General features: G+C 67.1%; 17 protein-coding genes. 8 read left to right on the forward strand and 9 right to left on the reverse strand.

Annotated features, from left to right (window positions below):
* The first annotated feature begins 365 nt into the window (after nucleotides 1–365).
* Genes LQD11_RS09280 through LQD11_RS09295 form a run of 4 tightly spaced genes read left to right on the forward strand, consistent with a single transcriptional unit; the run spans nucleotide 366 to nucleotide 4,559 of the window.
* Complete coding sequence (locus LQD11_RS09280) at nucleotides 366–1,730, forward strand: M16 family metallopeptidase (protein WP_238617294.1); 1,365 nt, start codon at nucleotides 366–368, stop codon at nucleotides 1,728–1,730.
* A gap of 32 nt (nucleotides 1,731–1,762) precedes the next feature.
* A complete protein-coding gene (locus LQD11_RS09285) occupies nucleotides 1,763–3,097 on the forward strand; it encodes a M16 family metallopeptidase (protein WP_238617295.1) in 1,335 nt (444 codons plus the stop codon).
* Entirely contained in the window at nucleotides 3,097–3,681 is a 585-nt protein-coding gene (gene rsmD / locus LQD11_RS09290; RefSeq protein ID WP_238617296.1) for a 16S rRNA (guanine(966)-N(2))-methyltransferase RsmD, read from the forward strand. Before LQD11_RS09285 ends, rsmD begins: the two co-directional genes overlap by 1 nt.
* Nucleotides 3,678–4,559 carry a fructosamine kinase family protein gene (locus tag LQD11_RS09295; protein ID WP_238617297.1) on the forward strand — a complete coding sequence of 294 codons (882 nt, stop codon included), beginning with the start codon at nucleotides 3,678–3,680 and terminating at the stop codon, nucleotides 4,557–4,559. The genes rsmD and LQD11_RS09295 overlap by 4 nt, the downstream gene beginning before the upstream one ends.
* Before the next feature lie 28 nt (nucleotides 4,560–4,587).
* Here LQD11_RS09295 and LQD11_RS09300 read toward each other — a convergent pair whose 3' ends face one another.
* The 5 genes from LQD11_RS09300 to LQD11_RS15690 form a co-directional block, all read right to left on the reverse strand.
* Entirely contained in the window at nucleotides 4,588–6,654 is a 2,067-nt protein-coding gene (locus LQD11_RS09300; RefSeq protein ID WP_238617298.1) for a transglycosylase SLT domain-containing protein, read from the reverse strand.
* Nucleotides 6,655–6,907: 253 nt separating this feature from the next.
* A complete protein-coding gene (locus tag LQD11_RS09305; protein ID WP_238617480.1) occupies nucleotides 6,908–7,432 on the reverse strand; it encodes a pseudouridine synthase in 525 nt (174 codons plus the stop codon).
* A 58-nt stretch (nucleotides 7,433–7,490) separates the two neighbouring features.
* Nucleotides 7,491–8,576, reverse strand: coding sequence for a nickel/cobalt transporter (locus tag LQD11_RS09310; protein ID WP_238617299.1), 1,086 nt, complete (start codon nucleotides 8,574–8,576; stop codon nucleotides 7,491–7,493).
* Nucleotides 8,564–9,232 (reverse strand): DUF1007 family protein, encoded by a 669-nt coding sequence (locus tag LQD11_RS09315; protein ID WP_008931918.1) that lies wholly within the window; start codon nucleotides 9,230–9,232, stop codon nucleotides 8,564–8,566. The genes LQD11_RS09310 and LQD11_RS09315 overlap by 13 nt, the downstream gene beginning before the upstream one ends.
* Nucleotides 9,233–9,261: 29 nt before the next feature.
* A complete protein-coding gene (locus LQD11_RS15690) occupies nucleotides 9,262–10,140 on the reverse strand; it encodes a 5'-3' exonuclease (protein ID WP_238617300.1) in 879 nt (292 codons plus the stop codon).
* Between the two features lie 110 nt (nucleotides 10,141–10,250).
* Between LQD11_RS15690 and LQD11_RS09325 the strand changes: the two genes are divergently transcribed.
* Nucleotides 10,251–10,505, forward strand: coding sequence for a DUF6489 family protein (locus LQD11_RS09325; RefSeq protein ID WP_238617301.1), 255 nt, complete (start codon nucleotides 10,251–10,253; stop codon nucleotides 10,503–10,505).
* A gap of 76 nt (nucleotides 10,506–10,581) precedes the next feature.
* Entirely contained in the window at nucleotides 10,582–11,562 is a 981-nt protein-coding gene (locus LQD11_RS09330; protein ID WP_238617302.1) for a malate dehydrogenase, read from the forward strand.
* A gap of 122 nt (nucleotides 11,563–11,684) precedes the next feature.
* Here LQD11_RS09330 and rimO read toward each other — a convergent pair whose 3' ends face one another.
* Entirely contained in the window at nucleotides 11,685–13,040 is a 1,356-nt protein-coding gene (gene rimO, locus LQD11_RS09335) for a 30S ribosomal protein S12 methylthiotransferase RimO (protein ID WP_238617303.1), read from the reverse strand.
* Nucleotides 13,041–13,171: 131 nt separating this feature from the next.
* Between rimO and rpmE the strand changes: the two genes are divergently transcribed.
* Complete coding sequence (gene rpmE / locus LQD11_RS09340; protein WP_008931923.1) at nucleotides 13,172–13,375, forward strand: 50S ribosomal protein L31; 204 nt, start codon at nucleotides 13,172–13,174, stop codon at nucleotides 13,373–13,375.
* A gap of 15 nt (nucleotides 13,376–13,390) precedes the next feature.
* Entirely contained in the window at nucleotides 13,391–14,191 is an 801-nt protein-coding gene (locus LQD11_RS09345; protein ID WP_238617304.1) for a thermonuclease family protein, read from the forward strand.
* 57 nt (nucleotides 14,192–14,248) lie between these two features.
* Here the strand turns inward: LQD11_RS09345 and ubiT are convergent, their stop codons facing one another.
* From ubiT to LQD11_RS09360, 3 genes are read right to left on the reverse strand one after another with little or no spacing between them, the layout of a single operon-like run.
* Nucleotides 14,249–14,776 carry a ubiquinone anaerobic biosynthesis accessory factor UbiT gene (ubiT, locus tag LQD11_RS09350; protein ID WP_238617305.1) on the reverse strand — a complete coding sequence of 176 codons (528 nt, stop codon included), beginning with the start codon at nucleotides 14,774–14,776 and terminating at the stop codon, nucleotides 14,249–14,251.
* Between the two features lie 55 nt (nucleotides 14,777–14,831).
* Complete coding sequence (gene murU, locus LQD11_RS09355; protein WP_238617306.1) at nucleotides 14,832–15,527, reverse strand: N-acetylmuramate alpha-1-phosphate uridylyltransferase MurU; 696 nt, start codon at nucleotides 15,525–15,527, stop codon at nucleotides 14,832–14,834.
* A complete protein-coding gene (locus LQD11_RS09360) occupies nucleotides 15,527–16,642 on the reverse strand; it encodes an aminoglycoside phosphotransferase family protein (RefSeq protein ID WP_238617307.1) in 1,116 nt (371 codons plus the stop codon). Before LQD11_RS09360 ends, murU begins: the two co-directional genes overlap by 1 nt.
* Nucleotides 16,643–16,769: the final 127 nt, after the last annotated feature.

A 16,769-nucleotide genomic window follows, 5' to 3' on the forward strand; every position in this document is an offset into this window, starting at 1 on the left:
CGGCGCCGTCGGCTTGGCGGTTTCCTGCCGGGGGGCGGTCGGCTCGATCACCGGTGTGGGCGCTTCGGCGGCGGGTGCTTTCGCGGCCGGGCTGGATGCCGGTTCCGGTTTGGCGGCAGCGGGGCTCACGGGCGGCGGCACCGGCGTGGCCTTGCCTCGGTCCCGGGGAGACCTGATACCCTCGAGGGGCGTGATGATCTCAAGCCCCTCGATGATTTCCAGGGACTCCACGGGCTCGGCAGCCTGCTTGGGCTGGTCTACGGGCTTTTTCTTCTTGCGGAAACCGAACATGCGCTGATGAGGTCTACGGTGTTCAAGAATGCACATCCTACCACTGAGGGACGTCTGCCGAAATGAAACATAAGATGCCGCGCATAGGTCTGCTGCTGCTCCTGCTGGTGCCGCTCTGGCTCCAGGCCGATCAGGGAAGCCCTGTCCATGAATTCATGCTGGATAACGGCATGAAGGTGCTGGTGTTGCCGGATCAGCGGGCGCCGGTGGTGTCGTCCATGGTCTGGTACCGGGTGGGTTCCAGTCATGAGCACGGGGGTATCACCGGGATCTCCCACGCCCTGGAACACATGATGTTCAAGGGTACCGACACCCATCCCGCCGGGGAATTCTCCCGCATCATCGCCGCCCTGGGCGGGCGGGAGAATGCCTTCACCAGCCGGGACTACACGGCCTATTTCCAGCAACTGGCCGCCGAACATCTGGAGACGGCCCTGAAGCTGGAAGCCGACCGGATGCAGCATCTGGCTCTGCCGGAGGATGAGTTCATCCAGGAGATGCGGGTGGTGCGGGAGGAGCGGCGCCTGCGCACCGAGGACAATCCCAATGCCCTGACCTTCGAGCACTTCAATGCCGTTGCCTGGCTGAACAGCCCCTACGGGATTCCGGTCATCGGCTGGATGGTGGACATCGACGAATACACGGTGGCCGATCTGCGGGACTGGTATGACCGCTGGTATGCCCCCAACAACGCCATCCTGGTGGTGGTGGGCGACGTGGAACCGGAGGCCGTGCACGACCTGGCCAGGACCCATTTCGGCCCCATCCCGGCGCGGGATCTGCCGGCGGTGAAATCCCGCACCGAGACCCCGCAGCTGGGCGAACGACGGATCACGGTGCGGGCGCCGGCGCGGGTTCCCTATCTTTTGATGGGCTACAAGGTGCCGGTGATCATGACCGCCGAGGAAGACTGGGTGCCCTATGCCCTGCAGGTGGCCGCCGGGGTGCTGGACGGCGGCGAGAGCGCCCGTTTCTCCCGGGAGCTGGTGCGCGAGCGGGAACTGGTGGCCTCTGCCGGGGCCGGTTACAGCCCCCTGTCCCGGTTGGATACCCTGTTCATGCTCAGTGCCACGCCATCCGCCGGCGTGGACCGGGCCGAGGTGGAAGCCGCCCTCACCGAGGCTCTGGAACGCATGAAGGATGAACTGGTCAGCACCGCTGAACTGGAACGGGTGAAGGCCCAGGTGGTGGCCAGGGAGGTCTATCGCCGGGATTCCATCCAGGGGCAGGCCATGGGGCTGGGAATGCTGGAGAGCGTGGGGTTGCCGTGGCAGCTGGGGGACGAGTTTGCCGAACGCATCCGGGCGGTGACGCCGGAGCAGGTGCAGGCGGTGGCCCGGCGCTATTTCGATGTGGATCGGCGCACGGTGGCCTGGCTGGACCCGCTGCCCATTGATCCGGAAAACCCGCCGGGATATTTCGACGGCCATCTGCGCTGATCGTCTGATTCGCCATTCTCAAGGAACATGCCATGACGACATTTTTCTTCCCGTCAGCCCTGAAACGATCCGGATGGACAGGCCTGCTCCTGCTGGTGCTGCTCGTGCCCATGACGGCCTCCGCCGCCTCCGCGGTCCAGCACTGGGAGACGGAAAACGGCCTCAAGGTCTACTTCGTGCCTTCTCCGGCCCTGCCCATGGTGGATGCCCGACTGGTGTTCAATGCCGGCAGCGCCCGGGATGGTGATCACCCCGGCCTGGCCCGTCTGACCAACACCCTGCTGCGGGACGGTGCCGGCGACTGGGATGCCGACACCATTGCCGAACGTTTTGAAGGGGTGGGCGCCCAGTTCGGTGCCACTTCGGAGCGGGACATGGCCATCCTCAACTTGCGCAGCCTGACCGAGCCCGACTGGCTGGAGACGGCGGTGGAGACCTTCGTGACCGTGGTGGGTCAACCCGCGTTTTCCCAGCGGGGACTGGACCGTACCCGGCGCCAGGCTCTGGTTGCCCTCCAGGCCCAGCAGCAGAACCCGGGCGCCATTGCCGGTCGCACCTTCTTTGAGACGGTCTATGCCGGGCATCCCTACGCCCATTCTCCCCTGGGTACCGAGGACGGGTTGGCCGGCATCACCCCGGCACAGCTGAAGTCCTTCCATCAGACCTACTATGTGGCCCGTAACGGCATCCTGGCCCTGGTGGGCGGGCTGGACCGGTCCCAGGCCGAGGCCCTGGCCGAGCGCATCGCCGCCGCCCTGCCGGCGGGGGAGGCGGCCCCGGCCCTGCCCGAGGTGGCCATGCCCGAGGCAGGGCAAACCATCCGGGTGAGCTTTCCTTCCGAGCAGGTCCATGTCTTCATGGGCCATCCCGGGATGGCCCGGGGGGATGCGGACCATTTCCCCCTGTATGTGGGCAATCATCGCCTGGGTGGCGGCGGTTTCACCTCCCGGCTGATGGAGGAGGTCCGCACCCAGCGGGGCCTGGCCTACAGCGTCTACAGCTATTTCTCGCCCATGGCGGCGGCGGGACCCTTTCTGATGGGGGTGCAGACCCAGGCCGCCCAGGCGGACGAGGCGGTGGCGGTGATGCGCCGGACCCTGGAGGACTTTGTGGCCTCGGGGCTGGACGAGGACGAACTCAAGGCCGCCCAGTCCAATATCGTCGGCGGTTTCCCCCTGCGCACCGCCAGCAACTCGGGGATCCTGGATCACGTGGCGATGATGGGCTTTTACGGCCTGCCGCTGGACTATCTGGACACCTTCACCGACCAGGTGGAGGCCCTGGATCCGGCCACGGTGAACGAGGCCTTCGGGCGCCGTGTGGATCCGGACCGTCTGGTGACGGTCATCGTCGGTGGGGAGGGTTGATGCGGGCCCGTGTATCGAAGCCGCCCCGGCGCGGCGCGCCGGGGCGGTTGCGCATCATCGGCGGCGAGTGGCGCAGTCGGCGGCTGTCGGTGCCCGATGGCCCCGGCCTGCGTCCCACCCCGGACCGGGTACGGGAAACCCTGTTCAACTGGCTGCAGCCGGTGATCCAGGGCGCCCGCTGTCTGGACCTGTTTGCCGGCAGCGGGGCGCTGGGGTTCGAGGCCGCCTCCCGGGGGGCATCGCGGGTGGTGATGGTGGAGCGGGATGCCCGGGTGGCCGCCCATCTCGGAGCCCAGGTGGAAGTCCTGGAGACGGACCGGGTCCAGGTCATGGCGCGGGATGGGCTGGCCTATCTGGCCGCCTGTGACGAATCCTTTGACCTGGTGTTTCTGGACCCGCCCTATGGCAAGGGGCTGTTGCCCGATTGTCTGGCGCATCTGAGCCGTCCCGGTCTGCTGCGGCCCGGGGCGCGCCTGTATCTGGAACAGGCCCTGTCGGAGCCGGAGACGGAACTGCCGGCGGGGTGGACGGTGTTGCGGGAGACCCGTGCCGGAGATGTGTTTGGCAGGCTGGTGGCCCCGTGACCCTGTTGTCCGCCCTGTGCGACGAGATCTCCCGGGCCTCCGGCAGTCCCTTTGTGCTTCGGGACCGGCGCGGCGCGGCCGGGGGATGCATCAATGAAACCGCCGTGCTGCAGGGGCAGGACGGTCGTGGCTTCTTCGTCAAGCTCAATCGCCCCGACCTGGCCCACATGTTCGCCGCCGAGGCGGAAGGCCTGCTGGCCCTGCGGACGCCGGGGGCGATCCGGGTGCCCGAGCCCCTGTGCCACGGGGTGGTCGAGGGGCGCAGCTTCCTGGTGATGGAGCATGTGCCCCTGGGGGGACCGTCGCGCCCGGCCCTGTTCGGGGAACAGTTGGCGGCGCTGCACCGGCATGTGGCCCCCCGTTTCGGCTGGCACCGGGACAACACCATCGGCAGCACCCCCCAGATCAACCCCTGGTGTGACGACTGGGTGGTGTTCTATCGGGAGCATCGGCTGGGCTTCCAGATCCGTCGGGCTGCAAAGGTCGGGGGCGGGGCGGGCCTGATCGATGCCGTGGAGCGGTTGATGGAGGGATTGCCGGCCTTGTTTCCGGGCTACCGTCCTGTGGCTTCAGTGCTGCACGGGGATCTGTGGAGCGGCAACCACGACACCGACCGGGAGGGTCGGCCGGTGATCTTCGATCCGGCGGTGTATTACGGTGACCGGGAGGCAGACGTGGCCATGACCGAGCTGTTCGGCGGTTGCGGCCCCGAGTTCTATGCCGCCTATGAGTCTGCCTGGCCCCTGGACCCGGGTTACCGGGTGCGGCGGGATCTGTACAACCTTTATCACCTGCTCAATCACTTCAATCTGTTCGGCGGGGGGTATGCCGGGCAGTCGGAGCGGGTGGCCCGGCGGTTGCTGGCGGAGGTGAGGTGACGGTGGTTTTCAGGGCAACGGAAATGCCTCACAGGCAGGGCGTGTCCGTATAGCCCGGGGCATCGCAGTAGGCATTCACCGCCGGACGGCCGCCGTTGGCGCCGCTCCAGCGGGCCTGGTGCTGCACCTGGGACTGGCTCAGGCGGGCGGCAGGCGTCACCGGGGGCAGGATGCTGCTCAGGGTGGTGGGACTCATGCCCATGCGCACCTCGTACAGGATCTTGTAAGCCAGCACCCGCTTGACGTAATCCCGGGTCTCGGAGAAGGGGATCAGTTCGGCCCAGACATCGGCGGGGATTTCCTCGTCCCGGGGCAGCCATGAGCGCACGCGACCGGCCCCGGCGTTGTAGGCCGCCGTGGAGAGCATGGGATGGCCGCCGAAGTTGTCCAGGTTGCGGCGCAGATAGTAGGTGCCGATGCTCACGTTCAGGTCCGGGTCCAGCAACTGCATGGGATTGCTGACCGTGGCGCCCACATGGGGGGCCATGGCGCGACCGGTATCCGGCATGATCTGCATCAGACCCATGGCGCCGGCATGGGAACGGGCGTCCTGCATGAAGGCGCTTTCCTGCCGGGCCACCGCCATGGCCCAGGCCGGATTGATGCCTTGTGCCGTGGCCCTTTCCATGATCAGGGGGGCATGGGCGAGGGGGAAGCGCAGGTCGATGTCGTCGAAATGCTGGGCGCGGGCGGCGGCGAAGATGGCCCGGTCATGCCAGCCGATCTGTCCGGCGATCAGGGCCAGTGCCTCCAGGTCGCCCCGGTCCCGTTGCTGCAGGCGATTCTGCAGATGTATCCATTCCCGCCGGGCGTCGATGAGACGGCCCAGGGCGAGCATTTCCAGGGAGCGGGCCAGCCCCGGGTCCTCGCTGACCCGCGCCATGCGGTCGGGAGTGACGTCCAGCGGACGGTGACCGATGCGGTAGGGGCGTTCCAGACGGTCGGCGGCCAGGAAACCGTAGAAGTTGCGTTCCTCGCTGACGCCGTCGTAGAGGGCCCGGGCACCCCGGTGGTCTCCCATCTGTTCCAGGGCGCGGGCGTGCCAGTAACGCCAGGCGGCCTCCTGCCGGGCCTCACCGCTCATGCGGGTGACGGCCTTGGCGACGGTCTCCCAGTCGCCCTTGGCCAAGGCGGCCCGGAGCTGCCATTGCCGCAGCAGGTCATCGAACACCGCATCGGGCAGGGAGGCCAGATAGGGCAGGGCATCCTGCCTTTCCCGCAGGGTCAGGCGCAGGGCGATGAAGCGCAGGGTCTCGTAGGCATCTTCCCGTGCCATGCCCCAGTCCCGCCGGTCGGACTCCCACAGGGTCAGGGCCTCGCGGGGGTCGCGTCGGGCCAGCCGGTTGAAACTCTGGGCAATGGCATCGCGGGCCCCCGGGTGGGCATCGGCCCGCCACTGGATGCGGGCAAGGCCGGCGGGGTCTTCGTAAAGACTGAGCCAGCGGTCGGCCCACACCCGGTCACTTTCGGGCATGTAGCGGCGCAGGTAGCGGGCCAGGCCGGGCTGACCGGCCTCCATCGCCAGCCGGAAGCGCTCCCAGGCGAGCTGGGGTGTCAGGCGGCCCGCCTCGCGCCAGGCATTGAACACTGGATCGCACTCGCTGACCTGGGAGCGCCCCACCAGCCAGAGGGTTTCCACGCCGTCCAGGGCCTGGTCACGGCGACCGGTCCTGAGCAGGGCGTTGTGGTACTGGCAGGCGTAGGTGGCACCGAGGCCGTCCTGGTAATAACGCAGGTAGTCTTCCCAGCGACCCTGCCCGGCCAGATGGCCGAGCCAGCGGGTGCGCAGGCGCTGGCCCAGGAGACTGTCGCCCCAGCGCTCCAGGAACCGGTCCAGTTCGGCCGGCTCGATCCGCGGGAAGCGGGCGTTGAGGTCGGCATGGATCAGGTAGGGCAGCAGGGCGTAGTCCTGCAGCTCCCGCACGCCTTGCTGGAAGGCGGCGCGATTGCCCTGCTGCAGGGCACGTTCCGTTTGCACGAAACGTTCGCGCTGGGCGTCGGTGCCGGTGGTGAGGGCCGTGGCCGTGGCCGTGGCCGGGCCGGAGAGGAGGATCAGCAGCGGGAGCAGGTAGCCCGTCAGACGACGCGATGACATGGATGTAACCCCTTCCGGGTGGACCGGCGTAGGCTTGGGGAGATGGCGACCTTGGAGGAACATCGGATAAGCCCTTTTCCGTCACTCCCGCGAAGGCGGGAGTCCAGAATGTTCGGTGTGTTACCGGATTCCCGCTTTCGCGGGAATGACGAATGCTTTGAATCTTCCTGGTGTGTTCCGAACCCTTCTTAAGATGCGACTTTAAAGTGGCAATCCCGGGTCGTGCAAGGGGGGGGCTGCCGTTGCCGGATCTTCAGGCCTCCCGCCACTGTCCCGGCGCCAGTCCGTCCAGGGTCCAGGTGCCGATCCGGTGGCGGATCAGACGCAGGGTGGGGTGGCCCACCGCGGCGGTCATGCGCCTGACCTGTCGGTTGCGGCCTTCATGGAGGGTCAGTTCCAGCCAGGTGACGGGGATGTGGCGGCGCTCACGGATGGGCGGGCTCCGCGGCCAGAGTCCCGCCGGTTCATCCATGATCCGTACCTCGGCCGGTCGGGTCGGGCCGTCCTTGAGCCGCACCCCCGTTGCCAGGGTGTGGAGGGCCTTCGGGTCCGGCACCCCTTCCACCTGCACCCAGTAGGTCTTGCTCATGTGATGGGCCGGATCGGTGATGCGGGCCTGCAGGCGACCATTGTTGGTCAGTACCACCAGACCCTCGCTGTCCCGGTCCAGTCGGCCGGCGGCGTAGACGCCGGGGACGGGAACGAAGTCGGCCAGGGTGCGACGCCCCTGACCGTCGGTGAACTGGGTGAGGACATCGTAGGGCTTGTTCAGCAGAATGACGCGGGTCGGAGGGTTGCGTGGCGGCCGGGCGGGCCGTCGGGGTGCTGGTCCGGGTCTAGAGGCCAAGGGGATGGCTCCCCGCGCTGCCCAGGCTGCCGGCGAGCAGCATCAGGCCCAGGCCCAGGATCAGCAGTCCGCCCATGAGGGTGATGGTCTGGCCCGCCCAGGCCATGGCCCGGTATTCGCCGCCGCCCGCCAGTCGGACTGCCAGATGGCGGGCCTTGACGGCCAGGATGGCCAGGACGGACACGGTGATGGCCGTGCCCAGGGACATGGCCAGGACAGCGAAGATGCCCGCCAGCCATAAACCCAGCAGATGGGCGGCCACCAGCACCAGGATGGCGCCGGTGCAGGGCCGGATGCCCACCGCCACGATGGTGGCGATCATGGCGGACAGGCTGCCCGCCTCGGCGGCCTGCCGGGGGGTGACGTGGTGGGCGTGACCACAGCCGCAGCCGGGGCCGTGGGGGTGGGTCACGTCCCGGGGCAGGACGGGACGCAGGCCATGGCCGGCCAGGGGGGCGACGGTGAGCGGTTGCAGCTGGATTGGCGCCGGTGCCGGCGCCCGATACAGGCGCAGATAACCCCGTACCGCCCGAAAACTGAGCCAGGCCCCCAGCAAGGCCACCAGGGCAAAGCTGATCTGTTCCAGCAGGTAGGCCCGGCCCATGGCTTCACGGGCGGCCATGCCGGCGATGAGCAGGACGCCGGATACCAGCACGATGGCGGTGATGCCCTGCAGCATGGCCGAGGCAAAGGACAGGCTCAGGGCGCGCCGCAAGTGCTGGCGGTGGGTGAGCAGGTAAGTGGTGATCACGGCCTTGCCGTGGCCGGGGCCGGCGGCATGGAAGATGCCGTAGAGAAAGCTCACCAGGATCAGCGCCCCCGCACTGGCGGCGCCGGGGTTTTCCCGTACCTGCTGCATGCCATCGGCCAGCCGGCGGTGCAACTGGCGCTGCTGGGTGATGACCCAGGCCACCATGCGATCCCGCAAGCCGGCTTGCGACGGGGCTTCGTCCTCGAACAGCATCAACGGCTGAGCGGGCGCGCTGGGCGGCGGACCGCCGCCGGTCAGCGCCGAGGCATGGACGTGCAGGGGCAGCAGCAGGGCCGCCAGACAGAGGATGATCAGTCGGTGCATCGGATTTCAGCCCGTTCGGCAAAGTGCTTGCCCAGATCCGGGTCGCCGGTCTGGTCGTAATCCAGGGCCATGGCCCTGGCCACCATGACCGGGTCGGGTCGGGGCTGACGGATGCGGATCTCGCAGCGCTCCGAGCCACCCTCCAGATGGGGCACGGTGTTTTCGGCGTGCAGGATTTCAATGAAATAGGTGGGATCGAAGACGGCGTAGCGCAAGGGTGCCCGGACCGGGTCCACGGGCTGGCGGAAATGCAGGCTGAAGCTCAGTGCCAGGCGCCCGTTGATCTCCTTCAAGGTCGGGTTCTCGGCGCGCACGTCGCGGATGACCTGTTCACCGTGATGGATTTCAGTGAAGAAATGGTAGTCGGTGAGGTTCTCGATCACCTGACGGGCGATGTCGGCCAGTTTTTCTTCCCGGGTGTCGCCGGCGGCGTTGTGGGCCATCTCGTCCAGCAGGAAGACGCTGTAGAAGGGGTCCATCAGCCAGGTCTGGTGCAGCCGGGTGACGTGCCCGGACCCATCGAACACGGCGGTGACCTCCAGGTCGATCCAGGCATGGGGATGGGCACCGGCCGGGCCGGCGGGCAAGGCCAGCCCGGCCAGGAGCAGCAGGCAGCAGAGGCAGTGCAGGGGTCGTGTGAGGCCTGGGTATGACATGGTTGCAAACTTGCCTGAAATGCGTCGGGTTATAGGGACAGCGGCCGGGCGGTCGGGGTTCCCGCCAGGCCGAGTTCCCCGTGCAGGGAGTGCCATCGGTCCTCGTCGCCGGGGCCGGGTCGCAGGTCCAGTCCGTCGGGCAGCGGTATCCCGCAATGGATGCCCGTCAGCCGCCGGGCCAGGCGCACCGTGTCCTGGTGGGTTTCGATCAGCGCCATCAGCCGCCTGGCGCCGCGGATGGGCATGTGGCCCACGGCCGGGATGTCCGCCAGCAGGGCGTCCAGGGTGTCGGTGCGCCGGAGCAGGCGGGCCGCGGTACTCATGCCCACGCCGGGGATGCCGGGGATGTTGTCCACCTTGTCGCCGGCCAGGGCCAGCTGGTCCGCCACCTGGTCCGGACGGACGCCGAGCAGCTTGCGGATGCCGCCGGGGTCCAGGCGCCGGTTTTGGCGCGGTTCCCACCACAGGTCGCCGTCATGCACCAGTTGGGTCAGATCCTTGTCGCCGGTGGCCAGGATCACCGTGCGTCCCGCACGGCGCTCACGGTCGGCCAGGGTGCCGATGAGGTCGTCCGCCTCGAACTCCCGGCTGGACAGGGTGGTCAGGCCGCAGGCATCCAGCAGTTCACGGCAGAGTCGGAACTGGCGTTTCAGGGCCTCCGGCGCCGGCGGCCGGTGGGCCTTGTAGGGGGGGTAGATAGACTGGCGGTAGTGCCTGCCCAGTCCTTCGTCGAAGGCGAAGGCAATCCGTTCGGGGCGTTCTTCCCGCATCAGGGTGCGGACGAAATTCATGAATCCCACCACCGCGTTCACCGGCTGACCCCGGGGGCAGGTGAGGGTGTCGGGCAGGGCGAACCAGGCGCGGAAGATGAAGATGCTGGTGTCGACAAGGTAGGTGGGCGTGTTCACGGCTCGATTGTATCAGGACGGGCACGGGGAGAAGGCTTCCCGTGGGCGCGATATCTGTTAACTTGCAGTTCTGATCCCAAAACCGCCGTCTGTCCGGCGAAGGAGTTGTCATGAAGGTGACCGTGGAGCTGGATGCCACCCCGGAGGAACTGCGTGCCTTTCTCGGACTGCCCGACGTGGCGCCGCTGCAGAAGGAGATGATGGACGATCTGGCCCGGCGCATTCGCGAGGGTCAGCAGGGTTACGAGGCCCTGGCCCTGATGCAGCCCATGCTGCAAAGCGGCATCGCCAACATGGACGCGATGCAGAAGATGTTCTGGCAGGCGTTTACCCAGGGCGCCGGTGATGCCGACAAGAAGAAATGACCTACCGGTGCGCGGGGGTGCTTTCTGCTAGAATCCCGCCCTTGTTCATCCCATCGAGTACTCTGGAGGTAGTTTCATGAAGAACCCCGTGCGCGTTGCCGTCACCGGCGCGGCTGGTCAGATCTCCTACAGCCTCTTGTTCCGCATCGCCTCCGGCGACATGCTCGGCAAGGATCAGCCCGTCATTCTGCAGCTGCTGGAAATCACCCCGGCCATGGACGCCCTGCGCGGCGTGGTGATGGAGCTGGAAGACTGCGCCTTCCCGCTGCTGGCCGGCGTGGTGATCTCCGACAAGCCGGAAGAGGCCTTTGCCGATGCGGATTACGCCCTGCTGGTGGGTGCCCGTCCCCGTGGTCCGGGCATGGAGCGCAAGGACCTGCTGGAAGCCAATGCGGCCATTTTCTCCGTGCAGGGCAAGGCCCTGAACGCGGTGGCCAGCCGTCAGGTGAAGGTGCTGGTGGTGGGCAATCCCGCCAATACCAATGCCCTGATCGCCCAGCGCAATGCGCCGGATCTGGATCCGCGCAACTTCACCGCCATGACCCGTCTGGATCACAACCGTGCCCTGGCCCAGCTGGCCGGCAAGACCGGTGCCGCCACCACGGACATCCGTCAGATGATCATTTGGGGCAACCACTCCGCCACCCAGTATCCGGACATCAGCCAGGCCACCGTGAAGGGTGACGCCGCTGCCGGTCTGGTGCCCCGTGACTGGTATGAAACCGACTTCATTCCCACCGTGCAGCAGCGCGGTGCCGCGATCATCAAGGCCCGTGGTGCTTCTTCCGCCGCTTCCGCCGCCAGCTCCGCCATTGATCACATCCGTGACTGGGCCCTGGGTACGCCGGATGGCGACTGGGTGAGCATGGCCGTGCCTTCCGACGGCAGTTACGGCATCGAGGAAGGTCTGATCTACTCCTTCCCCGTCACCTGCAAGAATGGTGATTACAGCATCGTGCAGGGGCTGGAGATTGATGCATTCAGCCGCGAGCGCATGACCGTGACCGAACAGGAACTGCGGGAAGAGCGCGACGGCGTGGCGCATCTGCTGCCCTGACGGTGTGTCGCCCCCCTTGTCTCCTTTGGGGGAGAAGGGGGGCGTTCGGGATGTTTTCAATGTCCGTGACTGGATTCCCGCGTTCGCGGGAATGACGGATCTTTAACGGGGATGACGGAGCTTTAATTTGCCGGACCGGCCTCTCCCTCTGTTCGCCGGGCAAACAGGTCATGTTCCGAGGCGTCGATGATCTCCACGTCGGCCCAGTCTCCGGGGCGCAATGCTTCTCCATCTTCCACGAAGACAAGACCGTCGATCTCCGGGGCGTCCGCGCTGGAGCGGGCAATGGCGGTGCCGTCCTCGTCCAGATCGTCCACCAGTACCCGCATCCGCCGCCCCACCTTCTCCGCCAGCCGGGCCTCGCTGATCCCGGCCTGAACCTCCATGAATCGGGCCATGCGCGCCTCCTTGACCGCCTCGGGTACCGCGCCGGGCAGGTCGTTGGCGGGGGCGCCGTCCACCGGCGAATAGGTGAAGCAACCCACCCGGTCCAGCCGGGCCTCGCGGATAAAGTCCAGCAGGGTTTCGAAGTCGTCGTCCGTCTCGCCGGGAAAACCGACGATGAAGGTGCTGCGCAGGGTGATGTCCGGGCAGACCTCCCGCCATTGCCGGATTCGCTCCAGCACCCGTTCCGCGGCCGCCGGTCGGCGCATGGCCTTGAGGATGCGGGGACTGCCGTGCTGCAGGGGGATGTCCAGGTAGGGCAGGATGCGTCCATCCGCCATCAGCGGGATCAGGTCATCCACGTGAGGGTAGGGGTAGACATAGTGCATTCGCACCCAGACCCCCAGGCTGCCCAGGGCCTCGGCCAGGCTCTGGATGTGGGTGCGCAGGGGCTTGCCGCCCCAGAACCCGGTGCGGTATTTCAGGTCCACCCCGTAGGCGCCGGAGTCCTGGGAGATGACCAGTAGCTCCTTGACGCCGGCGGCCACCAGATTCTCGGCTTCCTGCATCACCTCGCCCACGGGGCGGCTGACCAGGTCGCCGCGAAAGCGGGGGATGATGCAGAAGCTGCAGTGGTGATTGCAGCCCTCGGAAATCTTCAGATAGGCAAAGTGCCGGGGCGTGAGACGCACGCCCTGGGGCGGCACCAGGCTCTCGAAGGGGGCATGGGGGGCGGGCAGATGGGCGTGCACCGCCGTCATGACCTGTTCGTAGGCATGGGGGCCGGAGACGGCCAGGACCTGGGGAAAGCGCTCGCGGATCCGGTCGGCGTCCGCGCCCAGACAGCCGGTGACGATGACCCGACCGTTTTCCGCCAGGGCCTCGCCGATGGCGTCCAGGGATTCGGTGACGGCGGCGTCGATGAAGCCACAGGTGTTGACCACCACCAGATCGGCGTCGGCATAGCTGGGAGAGACGCCGTAACCTTCGGCGCGGAGCTGGGTGAGAATGCGTTCGGAGTCGGACAGGGCCTTGGGGCAACCCAGGCTGATGAAACCGACGCGGGGAGGGATGGCAGTGGAAAGCTGGTTCACGGATGACTCGCAAAAGGGGCGGCGGGGTGGTTAAAGGGGCTGCCCATCCACGCGCGCCTTGTATCTGATGGGAGCATCCAGTATATTGCCGCTCTTTTCTTGGCGCTATACAGGCTTTCGAGGGTGCTTTCATGAAGGCGGATATCCATCCCGATTATCACGATGTCACCGTGAGCTGCAGCTGCGGTAACACGTTCACCACCCGTTCCACCCAGGCCGGTGACAGCCTGCAGGTGGAAGTATGCTCCGCCTGCCATCCGTTCTATACCGGCAAGCAGAAGATCGTCGATACGGCCGGCCAGGTGGACAAGTTCCGTCGTCGCTACGGAATGTAAGATCGGGCCGGATTCATGGCTCGATTGAACGGTTTGAAGACAAGGGCGCTGCTGGTCGGCGCCCTTGTTGCGTTTGCGGCCGGGGCAGTCCAGGCCGTGACCCTGCCGGAGTCCTGCGGCGGCCCCACGGGGCGGGTGGAACAGGCGCGGGTCAACCATGTCTATGACGGGGATACCGTGCGTCTTTCCGACGGCACCCGGGTGCGCATGATCGGCCTGGATACCCCGGAGATCTTCTGGCGGGAGAACAGCGCCGAACCCTTCGGTCACGAGGCCAGGGATGCCCTGGTCGAGATCCTGGAGTCCCACGACTACCGGGTATTGCTGGTGCATGACCAGGAGCGCCGTGATCATTATCAGCGGCGTCTGGCCCATCTGTTCACGCCGGACGGCAGGCCCATCCATGCCGAACTGCTGGCCCGCGGCCTGGCGGTGGCGCTGACCATCCCTCCCAATGACTGGAATCTGCAATGTTACCGGGACGCGGAGGCCCAGGCCCGTGAGGCGGGGCTGAAAATCTGGGAGCAGGACCATCTGCGGGTGTTCAGGGCGGAGGAACTGCCGCCGGACACCGAGGGGTTCCGGCGGGTGGAGGGCCGTGTGGTCCGTCTGGGGGAGAGCGGGCGTTCCCACTGGATCAATCTGGAAGGGAATGTGGCCTTCCGGATCGACCACGAGGACATGGTCCATTTCCCGGGCCTGGATCCGGCGACGTTGCGAGGGCGCGAGGTAATGGGGCGGGGGCTGGTCTACAGTCATCGGGGACAGCCGCGCATCCGGATCCGTCATCCCGCCGATCTGCAGATCCTGGACTGACTTTTCGTGGGAGCGGAGGGCCCGCTCCCACGGTTTGGACGGCCGGGCGGCTTTCCGTCAGTGGCTGGTGGGGTGGAGGCCGCCGGGCAGGTAACGGCCCAGGCCCAGATGGTTGAGCATCTTCACCGCCTTGGTGCCGGCCCGCTGCCCCAGCACCGCATGGATGTGGCTTTCCCAGTCCGGCTCGGCGGTATCCAGCAGATTCTTCAGGTACAGACCCGCCTCGGTTTCCCCCTCCAGATCCAGTCGACGACTGAAGAACAGGGTGTCCGGGTCCTCGCTGCGGGTGGCCAGACGCCAGAAGTCTTCCAGACGGCCACGGATGCGCACGTCCCAGTCAGTGGGATTCTTGCAGTCCCAGTGGGTGACGCCGCCGTCCTTGACCCGGAAACAGATGCTGCCGGAATGGTCGGTCACCGCCAGGCAGATGCGCTTGCCTTCCAGGGGACCCAGTTCGTCGGCGGCGGGCTGACCCTTGAGCATGTGATTCATGAGGGCGGAGAAGACCCGGGTATGGACGGCGTCCGGCAGCAGGCGAAGGCCGACGCCCAGGGGCAGCAGAATGGGAGGCTTGGGAAGATGCATGGCAATACCTGTGACTGTCGCGGTATGACGGGTGTGTCCTTGGTAGCCCGAAATTCTAGCCCGTATCGAGGGGGGGCGGCCAGTCTTGCGGTGGGTGACCGAGCCTGTCATCCAGCGCCCGCAGTCGTTCCACCGTCCCCACGTCATGCCAGAGTCCGGCATGACGCTCGCCGCCGACCCGCCCACGGACCATCGCCGCGCGCAGCAGGGGAGCCAGCGGGAAGCGTCCCGGCCGACAGTCCGCAAACAGTGCCGGCCGATACCAGCCGATGCCGGCAAAGGTGAAGCGGGGTTCACCCGTGGCCGGGATGCGCCCGTTGCGAAGCGGGAAGTCCCCTTCGGGGTGATGCGGCGGGTTGTCCACCAGGATCAGGTGGGCCAGATCATCAGCGGCCAGGACGGGCGGGGTGAGCGGGTGATCGCTCCAGACGTCGCCGTTGATGACCAGGAATGGGTCCTCGCCCAGCAGGGGCAGGGCCTGGAATATCCCGCCACCGGTTTCCAGGGCCGTCTGCTCCAGGGAATAACGAATCCGCAGGCCCCAGCCGCTGCCGTCCCCCAGACGGGTGCGGATCTGTTCTCCCAGGTGAGCCAGGTTGATGACGATATCCCGGTAGCCGGCCGCCTGGAGTCGCAGCAGATGGTGTTCGATCAGGGGGCGGCCGCCGACTGCCAGCAGAGGCTTGGGCGTGTGGTCGGTGAGGGGGCGCATGCGTTCGCCGCGCCCCGCGGCGAGGATCATGGCGCGCATCAGCGCGGTTCCCCCGTCGACGGATCCGGCGGTTGAGGCAGCAGGAGTGATGCCGGCCCCCTCATGCGCGAGGGTTCCCAGGGCTGGTGCATGCCGTTGCGGGACAGGGCCAGGCGATGGGCGTGGGGCAGGTGGGTGTCATACCAGGCCCGTACCGGTGCCAGGGCCGGATGGGCCAGTTCCTGTTCCAGCAGGCGCCACAGTCGCGGCAGGTGACGCAGATAGGCGGGTTTGGCATCGCGCCGCCACAGCCGGGTGAAGATGCCGATGATCTTGGTGGTGCGCTGGGCGCCCAGAATCCAGAAACTGTCGTCCAGGGCCGTGGCATCCAGGCCGGGGAAGGCGTCCCGGTAGCGCGCCATCATGGCTTCGGCCACACCGGGGTCCACGTCCCGCCGGGCATCCCGCAGCAGCGACACCAGGTCATAGGCGGGCGAGCCGATGAGGGCATCCTGGAAGTCCAGCAGACCGCAGGCGGCGACCCCCTGGCGACCGGGAAGGACCATCAGGTTGTCTACATGGTAGTCCCGCAGCACCAGGGTATGGGGCAGGGCACCGGTCTGGGGCAGGATGCCCCGCCAGGCGGTGATGAAATCGTGGCGGACCGGATCGGGGCAGCGGTCGCCCATGGCTTCCGGCCAGTACCAGTCCACCAGCAGCAGGGCCTCGTTGAGTAGCACGGATTCGCTGTAGGTCTCGATCTGGTGGGCATGGTGATGACTCCAGCCGCGGTGCAGGGCGATCAGGGTATCGGTGGCCAGCCGGTAGAGTCCGTGTTCGTCGGCACCGTCGGCCAGGGCACGGCTGAAGGTGTGATCGCCGAAATCCTCCAGCAGCAGAAAGCCCTGCCCGGTATCCAGGCCATGGATGCGCGGGGCGCTCAGTCCCAGTTCAAGCAGGATCCCGGCGATGCGCGCGAAGTCGCCGGCGGACTCCCGATCCGGTGGGGCGTCCATGATCACCCAGCTCCGGTTGTATTCCCAGCTCCGGTAATAGCGGCGGAAGCTGGCGTCGGCGGACAGCAGCCGGGGCATGGGCGTGTCTTCCCCGATCATCCCCCGCAGCCAGGCGTGCAGGTCGGCGCGTCGGGTATTGGGAGCGGCACTGGTTTTCATGGTTCGGCGGCACGGTTTCCGGAGGAGCCATCCATTATTGCATGCCTGTCGGCTTCGCCAAGTCAGGGTTCGCGATTGCGGAGGGTTTCCGCCGGACCCTATACTGCAGGGCAATATCCGTACGTTT

The organism is Ectothiorhodospira shaposhnikovii, assembly GCF_022227765.1.
Lineage (GTDB): Bacteria > Pseudomonadota > Gammaproteobacteria > Ectothiorhodospirales > Ectothiorhodospiraceae > Ectothiorhodospira.

Coding starts and splice junctions, on each gene's coding strand:
- LQD11_RS09310 (WP_238617299.1), bottom strand. CDS start 8,576: ATGCACCGACTGATCATCCTCTGTCTGGCGGCCCTGCTGCTGCCCCTG.
- ubiT (WP_238617305.1), bottom strand. CDS start 14,776: ATGCATCTTCCCAAGCCTCCCATTCTGCTGCCCCTGGGCGTCGGCCTT.
- LQD11_RS09330 (WP_238617302.1), top strand. CDS start 10,582: ATGAAGAACCCCGTGCGCGTTGCCGTCACCGGCGCGGCTGGTCAGATC.
- rpmE (WP_008931923.1), top strand. CDS start 13,172: ATGAAGGCGGATATCCATCCCGATTATCACGATGTCACCGTGAGCTGC.
- murU (WP_238617306.1), bottom strand. CDS start 15,527: ATGCGCGCCATGATCCTCGCCGCGGGGCGCGGCGAACGCATGCGCCCC.
- LQD11_RS09315 (WP_008931918.1), bottom strand. CDS start 9,232: ATGTCATACCCAGGCCTCACACGACCCCTGCACTGCCTCTGCTGCCTG.
- LQD11_RS09300 (WP_238617298.1), bottom strand. CDS start 6,654: ATGTCATCGCGTCGTCTGACGGGCTACCTGCTCCCGCTGCTGATCCTC.
- rsmD (WP_238617296.1), top strand. CDS start 3,097: ATGCGGGCCCGTGTATCGAAGCCGCCCCGGCGCGGCGCGCCGGGGCGG.
- LQD11_RS09360 (WP_238617307.1), bottom strand. CDS start 16,642: ATGAAAACCAGTGCCGCTCCCAATACCCGACGCGCCGACCTGCACGCC.
- LQD11_RS09280 (WP_238617294.1), top strand. CDS start 366: ATGCCGCGCATAGGTCTGCTGCTGCTCCTGCTGGTGCCGCTCTGGCTC.
- LQD11_RS09325 (WP_238617301.1), top strand. CDS start 10,251: ATGAAGGTGACCGTGGAGCTGGATGCCACCCCGGAGGAACTGCGTGCC.
- LQD11_RS09345 (WP_238617304.1), top strand. CDS start 13,391: ATGGCTCGATTGAACGGTTTGAAGACAAGGGCGCTGCTGGTCGGCGCC.
- LQD11_RS09285 (WP_238617295.1), top strand. CDS start 1,763: ATGACGACATTTTTCTTCCCGTCAGCCCTGAAACGATCCGGATGGACA.